At 53.9% G+C, this 17,681-nt stretch carries 19 protein-coding genes and 1 other RNA gene; 14 read left to right on the top strand and 6 right to left on the bottom strand.

Annotated elements, in window-relative coordinates:
- Nucleotides 1-4 precede the first annotated feature (4 nt).
- From rimM to ffh, 3 genes are all read right to left on the bottom strand, one after another.
- On the bottom strand, nt 5-544 hold the full coding sequence (gene rimM / locus INF61_RS17055) for a ribosome maturation factor RimM (RefSeq protein WP_015571575.1): 540 nt from the start codon (nt 542-544) through the stop codon (nt 5-7).
- Nucleotides 545-559: 15 nt separating this feature from the next.
- Nucleotides 560-808: a 30S ribosomal protein S16 gene (rpsP, locus tag INF61_RS17050; protein WP_003863133.1), complete on the bottom strand. Its 249-nt coding sequence runs from the start codon at nt 806-808 to the stop codon at nt 560-562.
- 116 nt (nt 809-924) lie between these two features.
- Nucleotides 925-2,286: a signal recognition particle protein gene (ffh, locus tag INF61_RS17045; protein ID WP_003863132.1), complete on the bottom strand. Its 1,362-nt coding sequence runs from the start codon at nt 2,284-2,286 to the stop codon at nt 925-927.
- Nucleotides 2,287-2,452: 166 nt separating this feature from the next.
- Between ffh and INF61_RS17040 the strand changes: the two genes are divergently transcribed.
- Both INF61_RS17040 and INF61_RS17035 read left to right on the top strand, forming a co-directional pair.
- The gene (locus INF61_RS17040; protein WP_014832951.1) at nt 2,453-3,244 is read left to right on the top strand and encodes an inner membrane protein YpjD; all 792 of its coding nucleotides are present in this window, start codon (nt 2,453-2,455) and stop codon (nt 3,242-3,244) included.
- A gap of 19 nt (nt 3,245-3,263) precedes the next feature.
- A complete protein-coding gene (locus INF61_RS17035; RefSeq protein WP_026094274.1) occupies nt 3,264-4,550 on the top strand; it encodes an HlyC/CorC family transporter in 1,287 nt (428 codons plus the stop codon).
- Between the two features lie 51 nt (nt 4,551-4,601).
- Here INF61_RS17035 and grpE read toward each other — a convergent pair whose 3' ends face one another.
- Complete coding sequence (gene grpE / locus INF61_RS17030; protein WP_003863126.1) at nt 4,602-5,195, bottom strand: nucleotide exchange factor GrpE; 594 nt, start codon at nt 5,193-5,195, stop codon at nt 4,602-4,604.
- 122 nt (nt 5,196-5,317) lie between these two features.
- Between grpE and nadK the strand changes: the two genes are divergently transcribed.
- From nadK to bamE, 3 genes are all read left to right on the top strand, one after another.
- Complete coding sequence (gene nadK, locus INF61_RS17025) at nt 5,318-6,196, top strand: NAD(+) kinase (RefSeq protein ID WP_017383004.1); 879 nt, start codon at nt 5,318-5,320, stop codon at nt 6,194-6,196.
- 85 nt (nt 6,197-6,281) lie between these two features.
- On the top strand, nt 6,282-7,943 hold the full coding sequence (gene recN / locus INF61_RS17020) for a DNA repair protein RecN (RefSeq protein WP_193547937.1): 1,662 nt from the start codon (nt 6,282-6,284) through the stop codon (nt 7,941-7,943).
- Between the two features lie 138 nt (nt 7,944-8,081).
- Nucleotides 8,082-8,420, top strand: a complete 339-nt coding sequence (gene bamE, locus INF61_RS17015; RefSeq protein WP_003863121.1) for an outer membrane protein assembly factor BamE — start codon at nt 8,082-8,084, stop codon at nt 8,418-8,420.
- Nucleotides 8,421-8,528: 108 nt separating this feature from the next.
- On the opposite strand, the gene INF61_RS17010 is transcribed toward bamE, so the two are convergent.
- Entirely contained in the window at nt 8,529-8,816 is a 288-nt protein-coding gene (locus INF61_RS17010) for an RnfH family protein (RefSeq protein ID WP_017383006.1), read from the bottom strand.
- On the bottom strand, nt 8,806-9,243 hold the full coding sequence (locus tag INF61_RS17005) for a type II toxin-antitoxin system RatA family toxin (RefSeq protein WP_003863117.1): 438 nt from the start codon (nt 9,241-9,243) through the stop codon (nt 8,806-8,808). Before INF61_RS17005 ends, INF61_RS17010 begins: the two co-directional genes overlap by 11 nt.
- Nucleotides 9,244-9,399: 156 nt before the next feature.
- Between INF61_RS17005 and smpB the strand changes: the two genes are divergently transcribed.
- The 9 genes from smpB (at nt 9,400) to INF61_RS16965 (ending at nt 17,624) form a co-directional block, all read left to right on the top strand.
- Complete coding sequence (gene smpB / locus INF61_RS17000; RefSeq protein WP_003863115.1) at nt 9,400-9,882, top strand: SsrA-binding protein SmpB; 483 nt, start codon at nt 9,400-9,402, stop codon at nt 9,880-9,882.
- Between the two features lie 89 nt (nt 9,883-9,971).
- Nucleotides 9,972-10,335: a transfer-messenger RNA gene (ssrA, locus tag INF61_RS16995) on the top strand.
- Nucleotides 10,336-10,762: 427 nt separating this feature from the next.
- On the top strand, nt 10,763-12,001 hold the full coding sequence (gene rbsK, locus INF61_RS16990) for a ribokinase (protein ID WP_032649197.1): 1,239 nt from the start codon (nt 10,763-10,765) through the stop codon (nt 11,999-12,001).
- A 121-nt stretch (nt 12,002-12,122) separates the two neighbouring features.
- Nucleotides 12,123-13,046, top strand: coding sequence for a sugar ABC transporter permease (locus tag INF61_RS16985; protein WP_227413505.1), 924 nt, complete (start codon nt 12,123-12,125; stop codon nt 13,044-13,046).
- Nucleotides 13,046-13,945, top strand: a complete 900-nt coding sequence (locus tag INF61_RS16980) for a carbohydrate ABC transporter permease (protein WP_017692842.1) — start codon at nt 13,046-13,048, stop codon at nt 13,943-13,945. The genes INF61_RS16985 and INF61_RS16980 overlap by 1 nt, the downstream gene beginning before the upstream one ends.
- 14 nt (nt 13,946-13,959) lie before the next feature.
- Nucleotides 13,960-15,360 carry an extracellular solute-binding protein gene (locus INF61_RS16975; RefSeq protein WP_040118006.1) on the top strand — a complete coding sequence of 467 codons (1,401 nt, stop codon included), beginning with the start codon at nt 13,960-13,962 and terminating at the stop codon, nt 15,358-15,360.
- Nucleotides 15,357-16,022 (top strand): ADP-ribosylglycohydrolase family protein, encoded by a 666-nt coding sequence (locus INF61_RS23040; protein ID WP_255510104.1) that lies wholly within the window; start codon nt 15,357-15,359, stop codon nt 16,020-16,022. The genes INF61_RS16975 and INF61_RS23040 overlap by 4 nt, the downstream gene beginning before the upstream one ends.
- On the top strand, nt 15,935-16,567 hold the full coding sequence (locus INF61_RS23035) for an ADP-ribosylglycohydrolase family protein (RefSeq protein ID WP_255510106.1): 633 nt from the start codon (nt 15,935-15,937) through the stop codon (nt 16,565-16,567). The genes INF61_RS23040 and INF61_RS23035 overlap by 88 nt, the downstream gene beginning before the upstream one ends.
- Before the next feature lies 1 nt (nt 16,568).
- Entirely contained in the window at nt 16,569-17,624 is a 1,056-nt protein-coding gene (locus tag INF61_RS16965; RefSeq protein WP_193547936.1) for a sn-glycerol-3-phosphate ABC transporter ATP-binding protein UgpC, read from the top strand.
- Nucleotides 17,625-17,681: the final 57 nt, after the last annotated feature.

Below are 17,681 nucleotides of genomic sequence, written 5' to 3'. Positions count from 1 at the left end.
GAATTTAAAAACCAGGATCCCAATCTACTTCAATGGTTTGAGTAGTGAGATCGACTTTCTTGATAACCTGTCCATCGAGGAACGGAACCAACCGCTCCTTGATGCCAAATGCATCTTTCAGGTTTGCCTTAATGACGAGAACGTCATTTGACCCGGTTTCCATCATGTCGATGACTTTCCCCAGGCTGTAGCCTTCAGTGGTCACTACCTGGCAACCCATAAGGTCTTTCCAGTAGTAGTCACCCTCTTCCAGCTGTGGCAACTGCGACGAATCCACGACAATTTCACAATTAGTCAGCGCATTCGCGGCATCACGATCGTCAATGCCTTTCAGCTTGATGATGATGTCCTGATTGTGGTGACGCCAGCTTTCCAGCTCGACCTCTTCCCACTTACCGGCTTTCTGGATAAACCAGGGCTGGTAATTAAAAATGCTATCAGCGTCTTCAGTGGAGGAAAACACTCTGAGCCAACCACGGATACCGTAGCAAGAACCCATTTTTCCCAATACGATCGGTTCAACAGGTGCTTTATTGCTCATCATGACCACCGTGACAGATTAAGCTGCTTTGTTTGCTGCTTTGATCAGCGTAGCAACGCGATCGGAAACAGTAGCGCCCTGGCCAACCCAGTGAGCGATACGATCCAGATCCAGACGGGTTTCTTCTTCTGCGCCAGCGGCCAGTGGGTTGAAGAAACCAACGCGCTCGATGAAGCGACCGTTGCGTGCATTACGGCTGTCAGTCACAACAACCTGGTAGAACGGACGCTTTTTAGCGCCGTGACGAGCTAAACGAATAGTTACCATAACATCCTCTTGTGTGAATAAAACAACCGGGCCCCATCGAGGAACGGAGCCCGGGTGTCATATTAAAAGCCCGAAAATTTTACTCATTTTCGGGCAAAAAGCAATCTCAAAAGCGATTAACGCCCAGGAAAACCGGGAGGCATCATGCCTTTCATGCCGCGCATCATCTTCGCCATGCCGCCTTTCTTCATTTTCTTCATCATGCGCTGCATGTCGTCAAACTGTTTCAGAAGGCGGTTAACGTCCTGCACCTGCATGCCGCAACCGGCTGCGATACGGCGTTTACGGGAACCTTTGATGATTTCTGGCTTCGCGCGCTCTTTCAGCGTCATCGAGTTGATGATGGCCTCCATACGCACCAGCACTTTGTCATCCATCTGGGATTTGACGTTGTCCGGGATCTGGCCCATGCCTGGCAGTTTGCCCATCAGGCTTGCCATGCCGCCCATGTTTTTCATCTGACGCAGCTGCTCAAGGAAGTCGGTCAGATCGAAACCGTCACCCTTTTTCAGCTTGCTGGCGAGTTTTTCCGCCTGCGCGCGGTCAACCTTGCTTTCAATATCTTCGATCAGCGACAGCACGTCGCCCATGCCGAGGATACGGGAGGCAATACGATCCGGATGGAACGGCTCCAGCGCTTCGGTTTTCTCGCCCACGCCGAGGAACTTGATTGGCTTACCGGTGATATGACGAATAGAGAGCGCCGCACCGCCGCGGGCATCGCCGTCGACTTTGGTCAGCACCACGCCGGTTAACGGCAGGGCTTCGTTAAACGCTTTTGCGGTGTTCGCCGCATCCTGACCGGTCATGGCGTCAACAACAAACAGGGTCTCTACCGGATTGATAGAGGCATGCACCTGCTTGATTTCGTCCATCATCGCTTCGTCAACGTGCAGACGACCGGCGGTATCCACCAGCAGCACGTCGTAGAATTTCAGCTTCGCCTCTTTCAGCGCCGCGTTAACGATATCGACAGGCTTCTGCGCCACGTCGGACGGGAAGAAGTCTACGCCAACCTGCTCGGCCAACGTTTCCAGCTGTTTGATCGCCGCCGGGCGATACACGTCCGCCGACACCACCAGCACCTTTTTCTTGTGCTTTTCGCGCAGGAATTTCCCCAGCTTACCGACGCTGGTAGTTTTACCCGCACCTTGCAGACCCGCCATCAGCACGACGGCCGGCGGCTGAGCCGCCAGGTTTAGCACCTGGTTCTCTTCGCCCATCGCCGAAACCAGCTCGTTACGGACGATTTTGACGAACTCCTGACCCGGAGTCAGGCTCTTGTTCACTTCATGGCCAACCGCTTTCTCTTTCACGCGGTTGATAAAATCACGCACGACCGGCAACGCGACGTCTGCTTCCAGCAGCGCCATGCGCACTTCGCGCAGCGTTTCCTTGATGTTCTCTTCGGTGAGGCGTCCACGGCCGCTGATGTTGCGCAGCGTGCGCGACAAACGATCGGTTAAATTATCAAACATTGTCTCTCGCCTGGGGTAGAAACGTTAGGTCGCCTGGGCGACACATACACAGAATTTTGCCGGAGTATAACATGAAGGCGCCTTTGTTGTTATGCAACGGTTGGAGCAGGCGTCACGTAACGTTATACTGCTTCTCTTTCTTATTAAGACAACTGTCGACGCCTATATGCCTGTTTTCGCACTGATCGCCCTTGTTGCCTACTCTGTCAGCCTCGCGCTGATCATTCCTGGCCTGCTGCAAAAAAACAGCGGCTGGCGGCGCATGGCTATTCTTTCGGCAGTGATCGCACTGATTAGCCACGCGTTTGCGCTGGAATCACGGATCATTCCCGGCGACGGCAGCGTGCAAAATCTGAGCGTACTGAACGTCGGCTCGCTGGTCAGCCTGATGATCTGTACGGTCATGACCATTGTCGCGTCTAAAAACCGTGGCTGGCTGCTGCTGCCGATAGTCTACGCCTTTGCGCTGATCAACCTGGCGTTAGCCACGTTCATGCCCAATGAGTTTATTACTCACCTGGAAGCCACGCCGGGGATGCTGGTGCATATTGGTCTGTCGCTGTTCTCCTACGCGACGTTGATCATCGCCGCCCTTTACGCCATGCAGCTCGCCTGGATTGACTACCAGCTGAAAAATAAAAAGCTGGCGTTTAACCACGAAATGCCGCCGCTGATGGTAATTGAGCGTAAGATGTTCCACATCACCCAGGTCGGTGTGGTTCTGCTGACGCTGACGCTGTGCACGGGCTTGTTTTATATGAAGAACCTGTTCAGCGTGGAGAATATCGATAAAGCGGTCCTCTCCATCATCGCGTGGTTTGTCTATATTGTCCTGTTATGGGGCCATTATCATGAAGGCTGGCGCGGTCGTCGCGTGGTCTGGTTCAACGTAGCGGGTGCGGGCATTCTCACGCTTGCCTATTTTGGTAGCCGCTTCATACAGCAATTTGCTGGCTAAGTAACAAAAGGAGTTCCCCCTGGAACACATCTCTACCACCACGCTGATCGTCATTCTGGTCATCATGGTGGTCATCTCCGCTTATTTCTCTGGCTCTGAAACCGGCATGATGACGCTGAACCGCTACCGGTTACGTCATCGCGCCAAGCAGGGTAACCGTGCCGCGCGTCGTGTCGAAAAGCTTCTGCGTAAGCCGGACCGGCTGATTAGCCTGGTGCTTATCGGTAACAACCTGGTCAATATTCTCGCTTCTGCACTGGGCACCATCGTCGGGATGCGTCTGTACGGCAACGCAGGCGTGGCGATTGCCACAGGTGTGCTCACGTTTGTGGTGCTGGTGTTTGCGGAAGTGCTGCCCAAAACCATCGCGGCGCTTTACCCGGAAAAAGTCGCCTACCCCAGCAGCTTCCTGTTAGCACCGCTGCTTATTCTGATGATGCCGCTGGTCTGGCTGCTGAATATGGTGACACGGGTGCTGATGCGCATGGTGGGTATAAAGGCAGACGTCACCATTAGTAGCGCACTCAGCAAAGACGAACTGCGTACCATCGTGAATGAATCCCGCTCGCAGATCTCCCGCCGCAATCAGGACATGCTCCTGTCGGTGCTGGATCTGGAAAAGGTCAGCGTTGACGACATCATGGTGCCGCGCAATGAAATCGTCGGGATTGATATCAACGACGACTGGAAGGCCATTGTCCGCCAGCTGACACACTCCCCGCACGGGCGTATCGTCCTCTATCGCGATTCCCTCGACGATGCCATCAGCATGCTGCGCGTGCGCGAGGCCTATCGTCTGATGACTGAGAAAAACGAGTTCACCAAAGAGGTAATGCTGCGCGCCGCCGACGAAATTTACTACGTGCCGGAAGGCACCCCACTCAGCACGCAGCTGGTGAAGTTCCAGCGAAACAAGAAGAAAGTCGGCCTGGTGGTGGATGAATACGGCGACATACAGGGGCTGGTGACGGTCGAAGATATTCTGGAAGAGATTGTCGGGGACTTTACCACGTCAATGTCGCCTTCCCTTGCGGAAGAGGTCACCCCGCAAAACGACGGGTCAGTGCTTATCGACGGCAGCGCCAACATTCGTGAAATCAATAAAGCGTTCAACTGGCATTTGCCGGAAGACGAAGCGCGGACGATGAACGGTATGATCCTGGAAGCGCTGGAAGAGATCCCGGCGGCAGGCACGCGCGTGCGCATTGAACAGTATGATATTGATATTCTGGACGTTCAGGACAACATGATTAAGCAGGTGAAGGTCCTGCCCGTTAAGCCTCTACGCGAAAGTATTGCCGAATAAAATGTAGGCCGGGTAAGGCGAACGCCGCCACCCGGCACTACAGGCAGCACGTTATGCTTTCGCTTTCGCCACGGTCACCATCGCAGCGCGAATAGTACGACCGTTCAGGGTATACCCTTTTTGCATCACGCCCAGCACGTTACCCGCGGCAACGTCTTCGGATTCCACCATCGCAATGGCCTGGTGAACGTTTGGATCCAGCGGTACATCCGTATCGGCAATCACTTCAACACCGAACTTACGCACCACATCCAGCATGGATTTCAGCGTCAGCTCAATTCCTTCAATCATCGCCGCGTTATCCGGGTTAGCTTTATCCGCCACTTCCAGCGCGCGATCCAGGCTGTCGATCACCGGAAGCAGTTCGTTGACGAATTTCTCCAGCGCAAATTTGTGCGCCTTTTCAACGTCCAGCTCGGTACGACGGCGCAGGTTTTCCATTTCCGCTTTGATACGCAGTACGCCATCGCGTTCGCGATTCTGCGCTTCTACCAACTGAGCTTCCAGGTTGGCAATTTTTTCATCGCGCGGGTCCACCTGCTCAGCAGACGTGTCTGGCTCTACTGCCTCAACTTCATCGTGCTGTTCCGTGATAATTTCTTCAGGGGCTTGCCCCTCAGGCGTTTTCTGTTCTTTACTACTCATGAATTTCTCCGCGTTTTTCTGCATTCATCTCGCTAACTTCGCTTATTATGGGGATCAGTTTCCTGGATTCAAGGGAACAAGGCAGATTGTCATCATTCATCAGGCACAAGGACCTCCAGAAAATGAATAATCATTTCAGGTGTATTGGGATCGTCGGCCATCCGCGTCACCCTACCGCATTGACGACACATGAAATGTTGTATCGCTGGCTGTGTGGTAAAGGCTATGAAGTGATGGTCGAGCAGCAGATCGCCCAGGAGTTGCAGCTTAAAAGCGTCAGAACCGGCACGCTGGCGGAAATTGGCCAGCAGGCGGATCTCGCCGTGGTGGTCGGTGGCGACGGCAATATGCTGGGCGCGGCGCGAACGCTGGCTCGCTATGATATTAAGGTTATTGGTATTAACCGTGGCAATCTCGGTTTCCTGACCGACCTCGACCCGGACAATGCGCAGCAGCAGCTGGCGGACGTGCTGGAAGGCCACTATATCAGTGAAAAACGGTTTTTACTGGAAGCCCAGGTGTGTCAGCAAGACTGCCAGAAGCGCATCAGCACCGCCATTAACGAGGTGGTTCTCCATCCCGGTAAAGTGGCGCACATGATCGAGTTCGAAGTCTATATCGACGAAATCTTCGCTTTCTCGCAGCGTTCTGACGGGCTGATTATTTCAACCCCGACGGGGTCAACTGCCTACTCGCTTTCAGCCGGAGGCCCAATCCTGACGCCATCGCTGGATGCCATTACCCTGGTGCCGATGTTCCCGCATACGCTCTCGGCGCGTCCGCTGGTGATCAACGGCGACAGCACCATCCGCCTGCGTTTTTCCCATCGCCGTAACGACCTGGAGATCAGCTGCGACAGTCAGATTGCGCTCCCCATTCAGGAAGGTGAAGATGTCCTCATTCGCCGCTGCGATTACCATCTGAACCTGATTCACCCGAAAGATTACAGCTATTTCAACACATTAAGCTCCAAGCTCGGCTGGTCAAAAAAATTGTTCTGATTTTGCATCCAGCACTTTACTGTATATAAAACCAGTTTATACTGTATACAAACACAGTTATGGTTTTTCATACAGGAAAACAATTATGCTGGCACAACTGACCATCAGCAACTTTGCCATTGTTCGTGAGCTTGAGATCGACTTCCATAGCGGAATGACGGCGATTACCGGAGAAACCGGTGCAGGTAAATCCATTGCCATTGATGCCCTCGGCTTGTGCCTCGGCGGTCGTGCCGAGGGGGATATGGTGCGCACAGGCGCCGCCCGTGCCGATCTCTGCGCCCGCTTCTCGTTGAAAGACACACCTGCCGCCCTGCGCTGGCTGGAAGCGAACCAGCTCGAAGACGGACGTGAGTGTTTACTTCGCCGCGTCATCAGCAGCGATGGCCGCTCCCGCGGTTTTATCAATGGTACAGCGGTTCCCCTTTCCCAGCTTCGCGAGCTGGGCCAGCTGCTCATCCAGATCCATGGTCAGCATGCGCACCAGCAGTTAATCAAACCCGAACAACAGAAAGCCCTGCTTGATGGCTACGCAGGTGAGTACGCGCTTACTCAACTCATGGCGGAGCACTATCGTCAGTGGCATCAAAGCTGCCGCGAACTTGCGCAGCATCAGCAGCAAAGCCAGGAGCGTACCGCGCGCGCCGAGCTGCTGGAATATCAGCTGAAAGAGCTGAACGAATTTAACCCGCTGGCGGGTGAATTTGAGCAAATCGACGAAGAGTACAAGCGTCTGGCCAACAGCGGTCAGCTGCTTTCCACCAGCCAGACTGCCCTTAATATGCTGGCGGATGGCGAAGACGTGAATTTGCAGAGCCAGCTGTATAACGTGCGTCAGCTTGTGACCGAACTGACCGGCATGGACAATAAGCTTTCTGGCGTACTGGAAATGCTGGAAGAGGCCGCGATTCAGATTTCAGAAGCCGGGGATGAACTGCGCCACTACTGTGAACGTCTGGATCTCGACCCGAACCGTCTGTTCGAGCTTGAGCAACGCATCTCCCGGCAGATTTCACTGGCGCGTAAGCATCACGTAACCCCGGAAGAGCTGCCGAATTACTATCAGTCTCTGCTGGAGGAACAGCAGCAGCTGGACGATCAGGCCGATTCCCTTGAAACCTTGTCTCTGGCGGTTAATCTGCATCATCAGCAGGCGCTGGAAACGGCGAAACGGCTGCATGACGTGCGGCAACACTATGCGCTGGAGCTTAGCCAGCACATTACCGACAGCATGCATACGCTGGCGATGCCGCATGGGGTGTTCACCATAGATGTTCGCTTTGAAGAGAATCACCTGACGGCGGAAGGCGCAGATCGCGTAGAATTCCGCGTCACCACCAACCCGGGCCAGCCTTTGCAGGCGATTTCGAAAGTGGCTTCCGGCGGTGAACTGTCGCGTATCGCCCTGGCCATTCAGGTGATTACCGCCCGTAAAATGGAAACCCCGGCGTTGATTTTCGATGAAGTGGATGTGGGTATCAGCGGCCCGACCGCGGCCGTTGTCGGCAAACTGCTGCGTCAGTTAGGTGAATCGACGCAGGTCATGTGTGTGACTCACCTGCCGCAGGTCGCCGGTTGTGGTCATCACCACTTTATCGTCAGCAAGGAAACCGATGGCGAAATGACGGAAACGCACATGAAGCCGCTGGATAAACGCTCACGCTTGCAGGAGCTGGCACGCCTGCTCGGCGGCAGTGAAGTCACCCGCAATACGCTTGCGAATGCGAAAGAACTGCTGGCGGCATAAACTTTTTCGGGATCTCAGGGTCATACAGAACAACAAAAACGCCGCCAGACCGGTTTCAAAGTGGGGCAAGGTCTATTATCATCGGCATATTACATATGAGCCGCGTACTGCTCGGGCCCGAAAAGGAATCAAATCACTATGCGCTGTAAAACGCTGACCGCTGCCGCAGCGGTTCTTCTGATGTTGACCGCAGGCTGTTCCACTCTGGAGAAAGTGGTTTACCGTCCTGATATCAACCAGGGGAACTACCTTACCCCTAACGATGTGTCCAAAATCCGCGTGGGTATGACACAACAGCAGGTCGCTTATGCCCTGGGAACCCCGATGATGTCCGATCCGTTCGGCACAAACACCTGGTTCTATGTATTCCGCCAGCAGCCTGGTCATGAAGATGTGACCCAGCAAACCCTGACGCTGACCTTCAGCAGTGCCGGCGTGCTGACCAACATCGACAACAAGCCTGCCCTGACCAAATAATCAGGCGTCAGCAACGCAAAAAGGTGCTCATTGAGCACCTTTTTTGTATCTGAATTCTTACGCAGAATCGTAGTCCCGGTAAGCGAAGCGCCACCGGGGGAGAAAGCGTTACTTACCCGATTTCTCCGCTCGCTGACGGCGCAGCTCTTTCGGGTCAGCAATCAGCGGGCGATAAATCTCAACCCGATCGCCATCCTTCAGCGCATCAGCAAGCTTTACCGGACGGCTATAAATGCCGACTTTATTCTTCGCCAGGTCAATATCACGGCGAAGTTCAAGGATGCCGGAGGCCCGGATAGCCGCCTCAACGGTGGCACCCTCTTCAAGCATCACGCGCTGCAAATACTGCTTCTCCGGCAGCGCATACACCACCTCAACAGCAATCTTATGCGACACTGTAAACCTCTTTGGCGCGCGTGGTGAACGCCTGAACCATATTCGAGGCCAGCTCTTTAAAGATACGGCCAAACGCCAGTTCGATCAGCTTATTGGTAAATTCAAAATCCAGATGAAACTCAATGCGGCAGGCGTCAGCGCTCAGCGGCGTAAACTTCCACCCCCCCATCAGTTTTTTAAACGGACCATCCACCAGATGCATCAAAATACTCTGATTGCTCGTCAGGGTATTGCGCGTGGTGAACGTTTTGCTGATCCCCGCTTTGGAGACATCCACGGCCGCAGTCATCTGCGTCGGGCCGGATTCCAGCACCCGGCTACCGGTGCATCCCGGAATAAATTCCGGATAGGACTGAACGTCGTTCACTAACTGATACATTTGTTCCGCGCTGTAGGGAACAAGCGCGGTACGGCTAATCTGAGGCATAGCATTTTCCATGGTCACACAACAGACAAATAATAACATTTATCACCTGTTAAAAAAACGCTAAGCCTTATCTCGTGCTAAGATAGCGCGTTAGACCTCACAGGACGCAATGAGGTGACTTTTTAAAATCAGATTACCGACGGCTTTACGACACTTATGACGAAGAAAAAAGCACATAAACCTGGTTCGGCGACCATTGCGCTTAACAAGCGTGCTCGCCACGAGTATTTCATCGAAGAAGAATTCGAGGCCGGCCTTGCGTTGCAGGGCTGGGAAGTAAAATCGCTGCGTGCCGGGAAAGCCAATATCGGCGACAGCTACGTGATCCTGAAAGACGGTGAGGCCTTCCTGTTCGGCGCGAACTTTACGCCGCTGACCGTCGCCTCTTCACATTACGTCTGCGATCCTACCCGCACCCGTAAGCTGCTGCTGAACAAGCGCGAACTGGAATCCCTCTACGGACGCATCAACCGCGAAGGCTTCACCGTGGTGGCGCTCTCTTTGTACTGGAAAAATGCCTGGTGCAAAGTGAAAATCGGCGTGGCGAAAGGTAAGAAACAGCACGACAAACGCACTGACCTGAAAGCACGCGAGTGGCAGCTCGACAAAGCACGTATCATGAAAAACGCAGGACGTTGATTCTGCGCACTTATTGTACTATTCAATAAGTTAGCGTTTCGGGCTGGTGTCGAGGAAGTAAAATCTGGTATACTGAGTTCAACACTATTGGGGCTGATTCTGGATTCGACGGGATTTGCGAAACCCAAGGTGCATGCCGAGGGGCGGTTTGCCTCGTTAAAAGCCGCAAAAAAATAGTCGCAAACGACGAAAACTACGCTTTAGCAGCTTAATAACCTGCTAAGAGCCCTCTCTCCCTAGCTTCCGCTCTTAAGACGGGGATCAAAGAGAGGTCAAACCCAAAAGAGATCGCGTGGAAACCCTGCCTGGGGTTGAAGCGTTAAAACTAATCAGGCTAGTTCGTTAGTGGCGTGTTTGTCCGCAGCTGGCGTGCGAATGTAAAGACAAACTAAGCATGTAGTACCGAGGATGTAGAAATTTCGGACGCGGGTTCAACTCCCGCCAGCTCCACCAAAATTCTCCATCGGTGATTACCAGAGTCATCCGATGAAGTCCTGAAAGCCCGCACGGCGCAAGCCCTGCGGGCTTTTTTGTGTCTGTCGTTCTCCGAGCCATTCGACTTAGTCCGGCGATTATCGCTATACGTTCAGGTATTCCGGTTCATGCCGGATCAGCCACAGCCCCCCAGACCTACACCAATGTTCTGCGTGCTAAAGCGCCCGAGAAAAATCTAACGTTGCGTCATGGCCCATGCCATCGTTGAAATCCCCGCACTGCAAATCAAAGCCCAACCCCCCTTCACGCAATCAACATAACCAATTGATATTAAATAGTTATCACCTCATATATTTCCGTTTCCTTTTGTTTTGTCGAACGATCTGTGAACAACACCAAAACATTAACAACAAGGAAACAATAATATAACTACAGAGGTGACCTTATGCTCAATAAAGAACGGCATTATGCAATTTTGACCTGGCTTAACAGGTACGAACGGGCGACGGTGAATCAGCTTGCGAAAGTATTTAACGTCACCAGGGAAACGATTCGCAGCGACCTGAACTTATTAGCGCAGGAAGGCGGCATTGAGCGATGCCACGGTGGGGCAATTATCAAACGCCGTATTTTTCATACCCAATCAGTCAATAATTTAGATAGCAATATCATTCATTTTTTTGACTCCGCGCAGTCAAGAAAAACGATCAAATCCCGACATAAAGGGCGAAAGATGAAAGGTAAAGTCTGTATTCTGGGTTCATTCAACGTTGATATTATTGCTAATGTCGATCGTTTCCCGCAAAGCGGAGAATCTATTTTCTCCGAAAATACCATTATTGGCCCCGGCGGCAAAGGCGCCAATCAGGCGCTGGCCGTAAGCAAATGCAATGTTAAAACCCATTTTGTCGGTAAGGTGGGTAACGATCAGTTTAGTCAGATGGCCTTTGAACATCTTTCATCTTCTGCTATCGACAGCTTCACGCTTTATCAGGATAAAGATCAGAAAACCGGCACCGCGCTTATTTATGTTTGTCAAAGTGATGGTGAAAATATGATTGCCATCAGCCCTGGGGCCAATCGGTCCATTACTGCCGATGAAGTTGAAGCGATTACCCCTGAAGTGAAAAACGCAGATATTTTTTTAACCCAGCTGGAAAATAATCTACCCGCTACCTTTCGGGCCATTGAAATTGCCCGCCGTAACGGGATTAAGGTGGTTTTGAACCCTGCCCCCTGGTCATCTGATGTGGTTAGCTGCCTGAAGAACGTGGACTTTCTGACCCCAAACGAGACTGAGGCCTCATTGCTGTCCGGCATTCATATTGTGGATCTTGCCAGCGCGAAGGAAGCCGCCAGAGCCATTAAAGCGAAAGGGGTAGGTCACGTCATCATCACCATGGGAGCGAAAGGCGCGCTTATTTATGACGGTGAGCAATTTATTCATATCCCGGCGCTGAAAGCCGTATGTGTGGATACCACCGGTGCTGGCGATGCCTTCAACGGCGCATTCGCCGCCGCGATGGCGAAAGGGGAATCCATTATTCAGGCAGCAAAATTTGCCTGTGCTTTCGCGTCTTTGGCCGTCGAAAAAGAAGGCGCATCAAATATGCCTGAATATAAAGATGTCCTGACCCGCCTCGCGCAATATAACGATAAAAACATTCTCACCGAGAAAATTTAACGCACGCATATTTCTGCAAACACAGATTATATTCACGACAACCATTTCAGTAATGGGAGTATGTCCGATGAAAGCCCTGACAGAATCTAAACCCGGCGGCGCGATACCGCAGGTAAATAACATGCTTCACCAGCAAACACTATCCCGCATGGCACGTTGCCGCCAGACGTTACGCCGGTGGTGGCCGTTCTACGTAATGGCCCTGCCTGGGATTATCTATTTTTTTATCTGGCACTATTTACCCATTTGGGAAACCAAAATTGCTTTTGAGCAGTACCGTATTATCCCGCCGAATATCTGGGTCGGAATGGAGTATTTTGCCACGCTGATGTCATCCCCTGTTTTCTGGCAGGTGATACAGAACACCGTGATTATCGGCGCAATGAAGCTGATTTTTATTTTTCCGGTTCCCATTATCGTGGCGCTCTTGCTCAATGAAGTGCGCTCGTCCGGTTACCGTAAATTTGTCCAGTCGGTGATTTATCTGCCGCACTATCTCTCCTGGGTGGTGATCGCCAGCATCGCGATTGCCACGCTCTCGCCGGTTGATGGCGCAGTTAACGACATCATTAAATCGATGGGCTACGATCCGATCCCCTTTATGACCGACAGCGGCTCTATCCGCTGGGTGCTGGTGTTTACTGAAATGTGGCGCAGCGCGGGCTGGGACTCATTACTTTACATCGCGGCGATCCTCGCCATCGATCCACAGCTGTATGAAGCGGCAGAAATGGATGGTGCCGGGCGCTGGCGCAAAATCTGGCACATCACCCTGCCCGCTATCACCCCGACTATCGCCACGCTGTTTATCCTCAACGTCGGGCTGTTCCTGAGCCAGGGTTTTGATCAGGTCTTCAACATGACCAACGACGTGGTGAACGGTCAGATAGACATCATCGACACCTACGTCTACCGCATGGGCCTGCGCACCGGGGAGTTCTCGCTGGCGACCGCCGCAGGGTTATTCAAAGGCGTGATCGGCATGATCCTTATCGTGCTGGCACATAACGTTTCAAAACGCCTGACGGGTAAAGGAGTCTGGTAATGCGCATCTCATCACGAAGCACCCCTTTTGAGCGCATCGAATACGTGCTCATTCTCTCGGTACTGATGCTGCTGGTTGTCGTGACGCTACAACCGATCCTCAACCTGGTGGCGATATCCTTCTCCAGCCCGGCAAACGTGCCCGGCATGAGCGGCCTGGAAATTATTCCGCAGGGCTTTTCGCTGGACGTCTGGAAGCTGCTGCTGACCAACGAAGCCGTGCTGCGCGGGTTTGGCAATGCGATGCTGATTACCGTGGTGGGCACCATCATCAACGTAGTTTTCACCGTGCTGCTGGCCTGGGCGCTGGCGCAAAAACGCCTGCCGGGACGCCGCTGGCTGTTTATGTTTGTCCTGTTCACCATCGTCTTTGAGCCGGGCATCATCCCCGATTTTCTGGTGATGAAAAAGCTGGGGCTACTGAACAGCTACTGGTCCGTCATCCTGTATCGCGCCGTCTTCGCCTGGTACCTGATTATTCTGGTTCGCCTGTTCGAAGAGATCCCGGAGGAGCTGCTGGAAGCCGCCGAACTCGATGGCGCGAATCCGTTCCAGACGCTGTGGTACGTCATTATGCCGGTCGCCAAATCGTCCATTGCCATGATCACGTTATTTTACATGGTGCTGCACTGGAACGAGTTTTTCCGCGCCATGGTGTACCTCAACGACCCGGACAAATGGCCGTTGCAGGTGGTGCTGCGTCAGTTTGTCGTCGAGGGCGATAAGCTGGCGATGGTAGGCGTCGAAAGCATGTCGAACTACACCGATGCCAGCCAGATCAGCATCAAGGCGCTGAAAGCCGGGATGATCACCTTAACCATCGCCCCGCTGATTGCCATCTACCCGATTATTTTGCGCTTCTTCACCAAAGGGACCATGTCCGGCGCGGTGAAGGGTTAACAGGAGCGATGACGATGAAATTATTCACAGCAATCGCCTGCGGCCTGCTGTTATGCCAGGCCGCCTGGGCCGAGCCGGTCACTATCCGGATTGTGGAAAAAGATCTGCTGACCACCAACCGCGAAGATGTCGCGCATATTCAGCGAATTGAGCAGGCGCTGGCACGCCAGGGACACGATATCCACATTGAGATCGTCAACCTGTCGTCTTCCGGCTACTCCGACGTGCTGAACGTGATGCTGCTCTCCGGCACCATCCCTGATCTGATCTATTTCAACGGCAGCGACCAGAAGATGGTCGAACAGGGCATTCTTGAAGACTGGCGTCCGTGGATTGCGCAAACCCGCTATCTGAAAGAGGCGCTGTGGCCGCACAACCAGCTTCGCCTGCAAAACCATCCGACCCTGCTGTATGTCTTTCCCCTGCGCGCGCGCCAGCCGGTGATCCGTGAGGACTGGTTACAGAAGAGCGGATTCAGCGCATCACCCAAAACGCTGGCGGAGTACGTCACGCTGTTCAATGCGATCCACGCCGGTGACTACAACGGCGACGGTAAGACGGATAGCTGGGGGATCACCTCCGAGAAAGACCTACGCGATCTCGACGGTTTTATGAACCCGGCGTTTGGCATTCACGCCACCTGGCTCAAGGACGATCAGGGCAAGCTGATCAACGCCCAGATAAGCCCGCAGGAGCGGAGCAAGCTGGAGTTCTACCATTCGCTGTATCAGAAAGGACTGCTCTCCTCCCAGTACATCACCACCAACTGGGAGCTAAAAGAGGATGAGTTTTATACCGGCAAGGTTGGCGTGGTATCCGTCTCATCGCCGGGCAACGTCGGCGTGTACCAGGAAAAGATGCGCCAGATCCATCCTGACGCCACCCTCACCCTGCTCGACCCACCCGAAGGCCCGGCAGGTAAAGGGCTGGCGGCGACAGATGTTTCCATGGAAACGCGCGGCTTTGCCATGTCCTCGCTCTCGAAACATAAAAAGGAAGTGATGATCCTGCTCGATTTTCTGGCAAGCCCGGAAGGGCAAATGATGGAGCAGATGGGCTTCGAGAACACGCACTACGTTCGTAAGGGCAACACGATAAACGTGACGCCAAAAATTAATGCCTGGTATCCGCGGTTTATCCAGGCCGCCAACTGGAAGCCGCCGGTGGAGTGGCGGACGCCTGCGATGCTGCGCTATATCGACAATTCACAACGTTATTTTACGGCGGATAACGCCTTTATCTTCCCGGCGTCGTTTGCCGCCGCCATCGACTCAACCAGCAGTATTTATAACCAGTGGGCGTACCAGTTTGTCTCTGGCAAAGCGTCATTTGATCAGTGGGATCAGTATGTCAGCGCCTGGAAAGCCGCAGGTGGAAACGCCATGACCGAATATGCAGAGGAAAAATTAAAATGACCGTTACTCAAGCCGCTGATTTATCGTTCACGTCCCGCATTCTGGGCATGCTGTATGGCGTGGCGTTCGGTGATGCCTTAGGCGGACCGGTTGAGAAACTCTCCGCCCGGCAAATCGCGGAGAAATATGGCCGCGTCACCTCCATCCACCAGCGCTGGCACCGGATGGACGAGCCGTCCGCACGGCGCAACAACCGCGTACGCGGCAACGGTATCATCACCGACGATACGCTGATGACGCTCTGCCTGATGGAGGTTTACAGCGAGCTGGGCCGTCACGTTGATGCGTGGGATATGGGGGAGTCTTTTGTGCGGAAGATTGCCTGGGAACCGCGCTGGGTGCCGGAACTGGATCGGGAAGCGCTGGTTATTGAGCGCCTGTTTTATCCGGAAAAATGGATCTTCCATCGTCTGCAACTGGCCGCCTGCGATCCGCGCCAGGGCGGCGTGGGCAATATGGTGAACTGCGGCGCAGCCATGTATGCCGCCCCCATCGGAGCTATTAATGCCTGCAACCCTGAGGCAGCTAACAGGAAGCCATTAATTTCACCCAGGGGCATCAGCAGAGCTATGGGCTGGAGGCCGCCGGGGTCTTCGCCGCCTGCGTTGCAGCGGCATTTATTCCTGGCATCACCATTGAGGCTATCACCAACATCGCATTGAAACTGGCTAAAGACGGCACCCGCCAGGCCATCGCGGCAACGCTTGACGTCGCGCGTCGCTACCGTGGAACCGCATGGGATTATCAACAGGTCGTTGACGCCCTGCACGATGCGCTTTTGCCCTTCTCACCGATGGGAGATGACCTGATGCACGGCCCGGAAAAAGCGGGCGTCCCGACCATGGCCTACCAGCCCTCGCGCCTGATGTCGATTGAGGAACTGCCAATGGCGCTGGCCTTCTGCCTGCTGCGCGAAGGCGAGTTTCGCGGGGCGGTGGAAGACGCCATCAATTCAGGCCGTGATACCGACTCTATCGGGGTGATGAGCGGCGCGATTTTAGGCGCGCTGCACGGGGAAGCCATTGTCGAACCTGAGGTGCTGGCGGGTATTGATAGCGCCAACCGCCTGGATCTGCGTACGGCCGCGCTGCGCTTCAGCGAATCAGCACAAAGCATTATCCAGCAGGATCTCGCTGCGGCGGCGCTTTACCGCCAGCACGTCATGCCATTATTGCAGCCAGGCCACACCGCCGGGCGAGGAGAGTAACATGAGCCAAATCGTTTTAAATAATCTCGGTAAATCCTACGGCAACGTCAGCATCATTAAAGGGATCTCGCTGAGCATTCACGAAGGCGAATTTATTGTGCTGGTCGGCCCGTCCGGGTGTGGGAAATCCACCCTGCTGCGCATGATTGCGGGTCTGGAAGACATCACCTCCGGTGAACTGCTGATGCACGGCGAGGTGGTCAACACTCTGCCCGCCAAAAAACGCGATATCGCCATGGTGTTCCAGAGCTATGCGCTCTATCCACACATGAAGGTGCGGGACAACATGAGTTTTGCCCTGAAGCTTGCCAGCGTCTCAAAAGCGGAACGGATGGCGCGCGTGGAAGAGGCAGCGGAAATCCTCGGCCTGACGCATCTGCTCGATCGCCTCCCGCGGGATCTTTCCGGCGGCCAGCGTCAGCGCGTGGCGATGGGACGCGCGCTGGTGCGTGACCCGAAGGCCTTTTTGTTTGATGAACCGCTCTCCAACCTGGACGCCAAACTGCGCCATAAAATGCGCGGAGAAATTCGTAAGATCCACCAGCGGATGGGTCGCACCACCATCTACGTGACGCACGATCAGACGGAAGCGATGACCATGGCGGACAGGATTGTGGTGCTGAATGCCGGACATATTGAGCAGGTCGGCACCCCGGAAGAGCTGTACCGTAACCCGGATAACCTGTTTGTCGCGGGCTTTATCGGCACGCCGGAAATTAACACCCTTAAAGGCGTGATTCAGCACGGCGAGATTGTGTTCAACAACGGCTACCGCTTCCCCTGCCCCCTCCGCTCACATATTGAAGGGATGGAGATCATCTGCGCCACCCGACCGCACTATATCCGGCTCGGCGAGTCAGGGATGCCAGCGGAAATCGTGCTGATAGAAATGACCGGGGAAGGACAGGAGATCCGGGTGCGTATCAACGATCAGGAGCTGATCGTGGTGTCCCATGAAAAGCTGGATATCAACGTGGGTCAGAAGGTCTTCCTCACCGTAGACGCGGAAAAAATGTTCTTGTTTGATGCCCAGACCGGTAAGCGCCTGCGGTCATAGAATGCTTAATCAATCCCTCCTGCAATCGCAGGGGGATTTCATAATGGCGGTGGGTAT

It is taken from the genome of Enterobacter cloacae complex sp. P18RS, from assembly GCF_014982105.1.
In the GTDB taxonomy this organism is placed as follows: domain Bacteria; phylum Pseudomonadota; class Gammaproteobacteria; order Enterobacterales; family Enterobacteriaceae; genus Enterobacter; species Enterobacter hormaechei_C.
The sequence above is the reverse complement of the archived record's forward strand: the minus strand, read 5'-3'. Positions and strand labels throughout refer to the sequence as shown.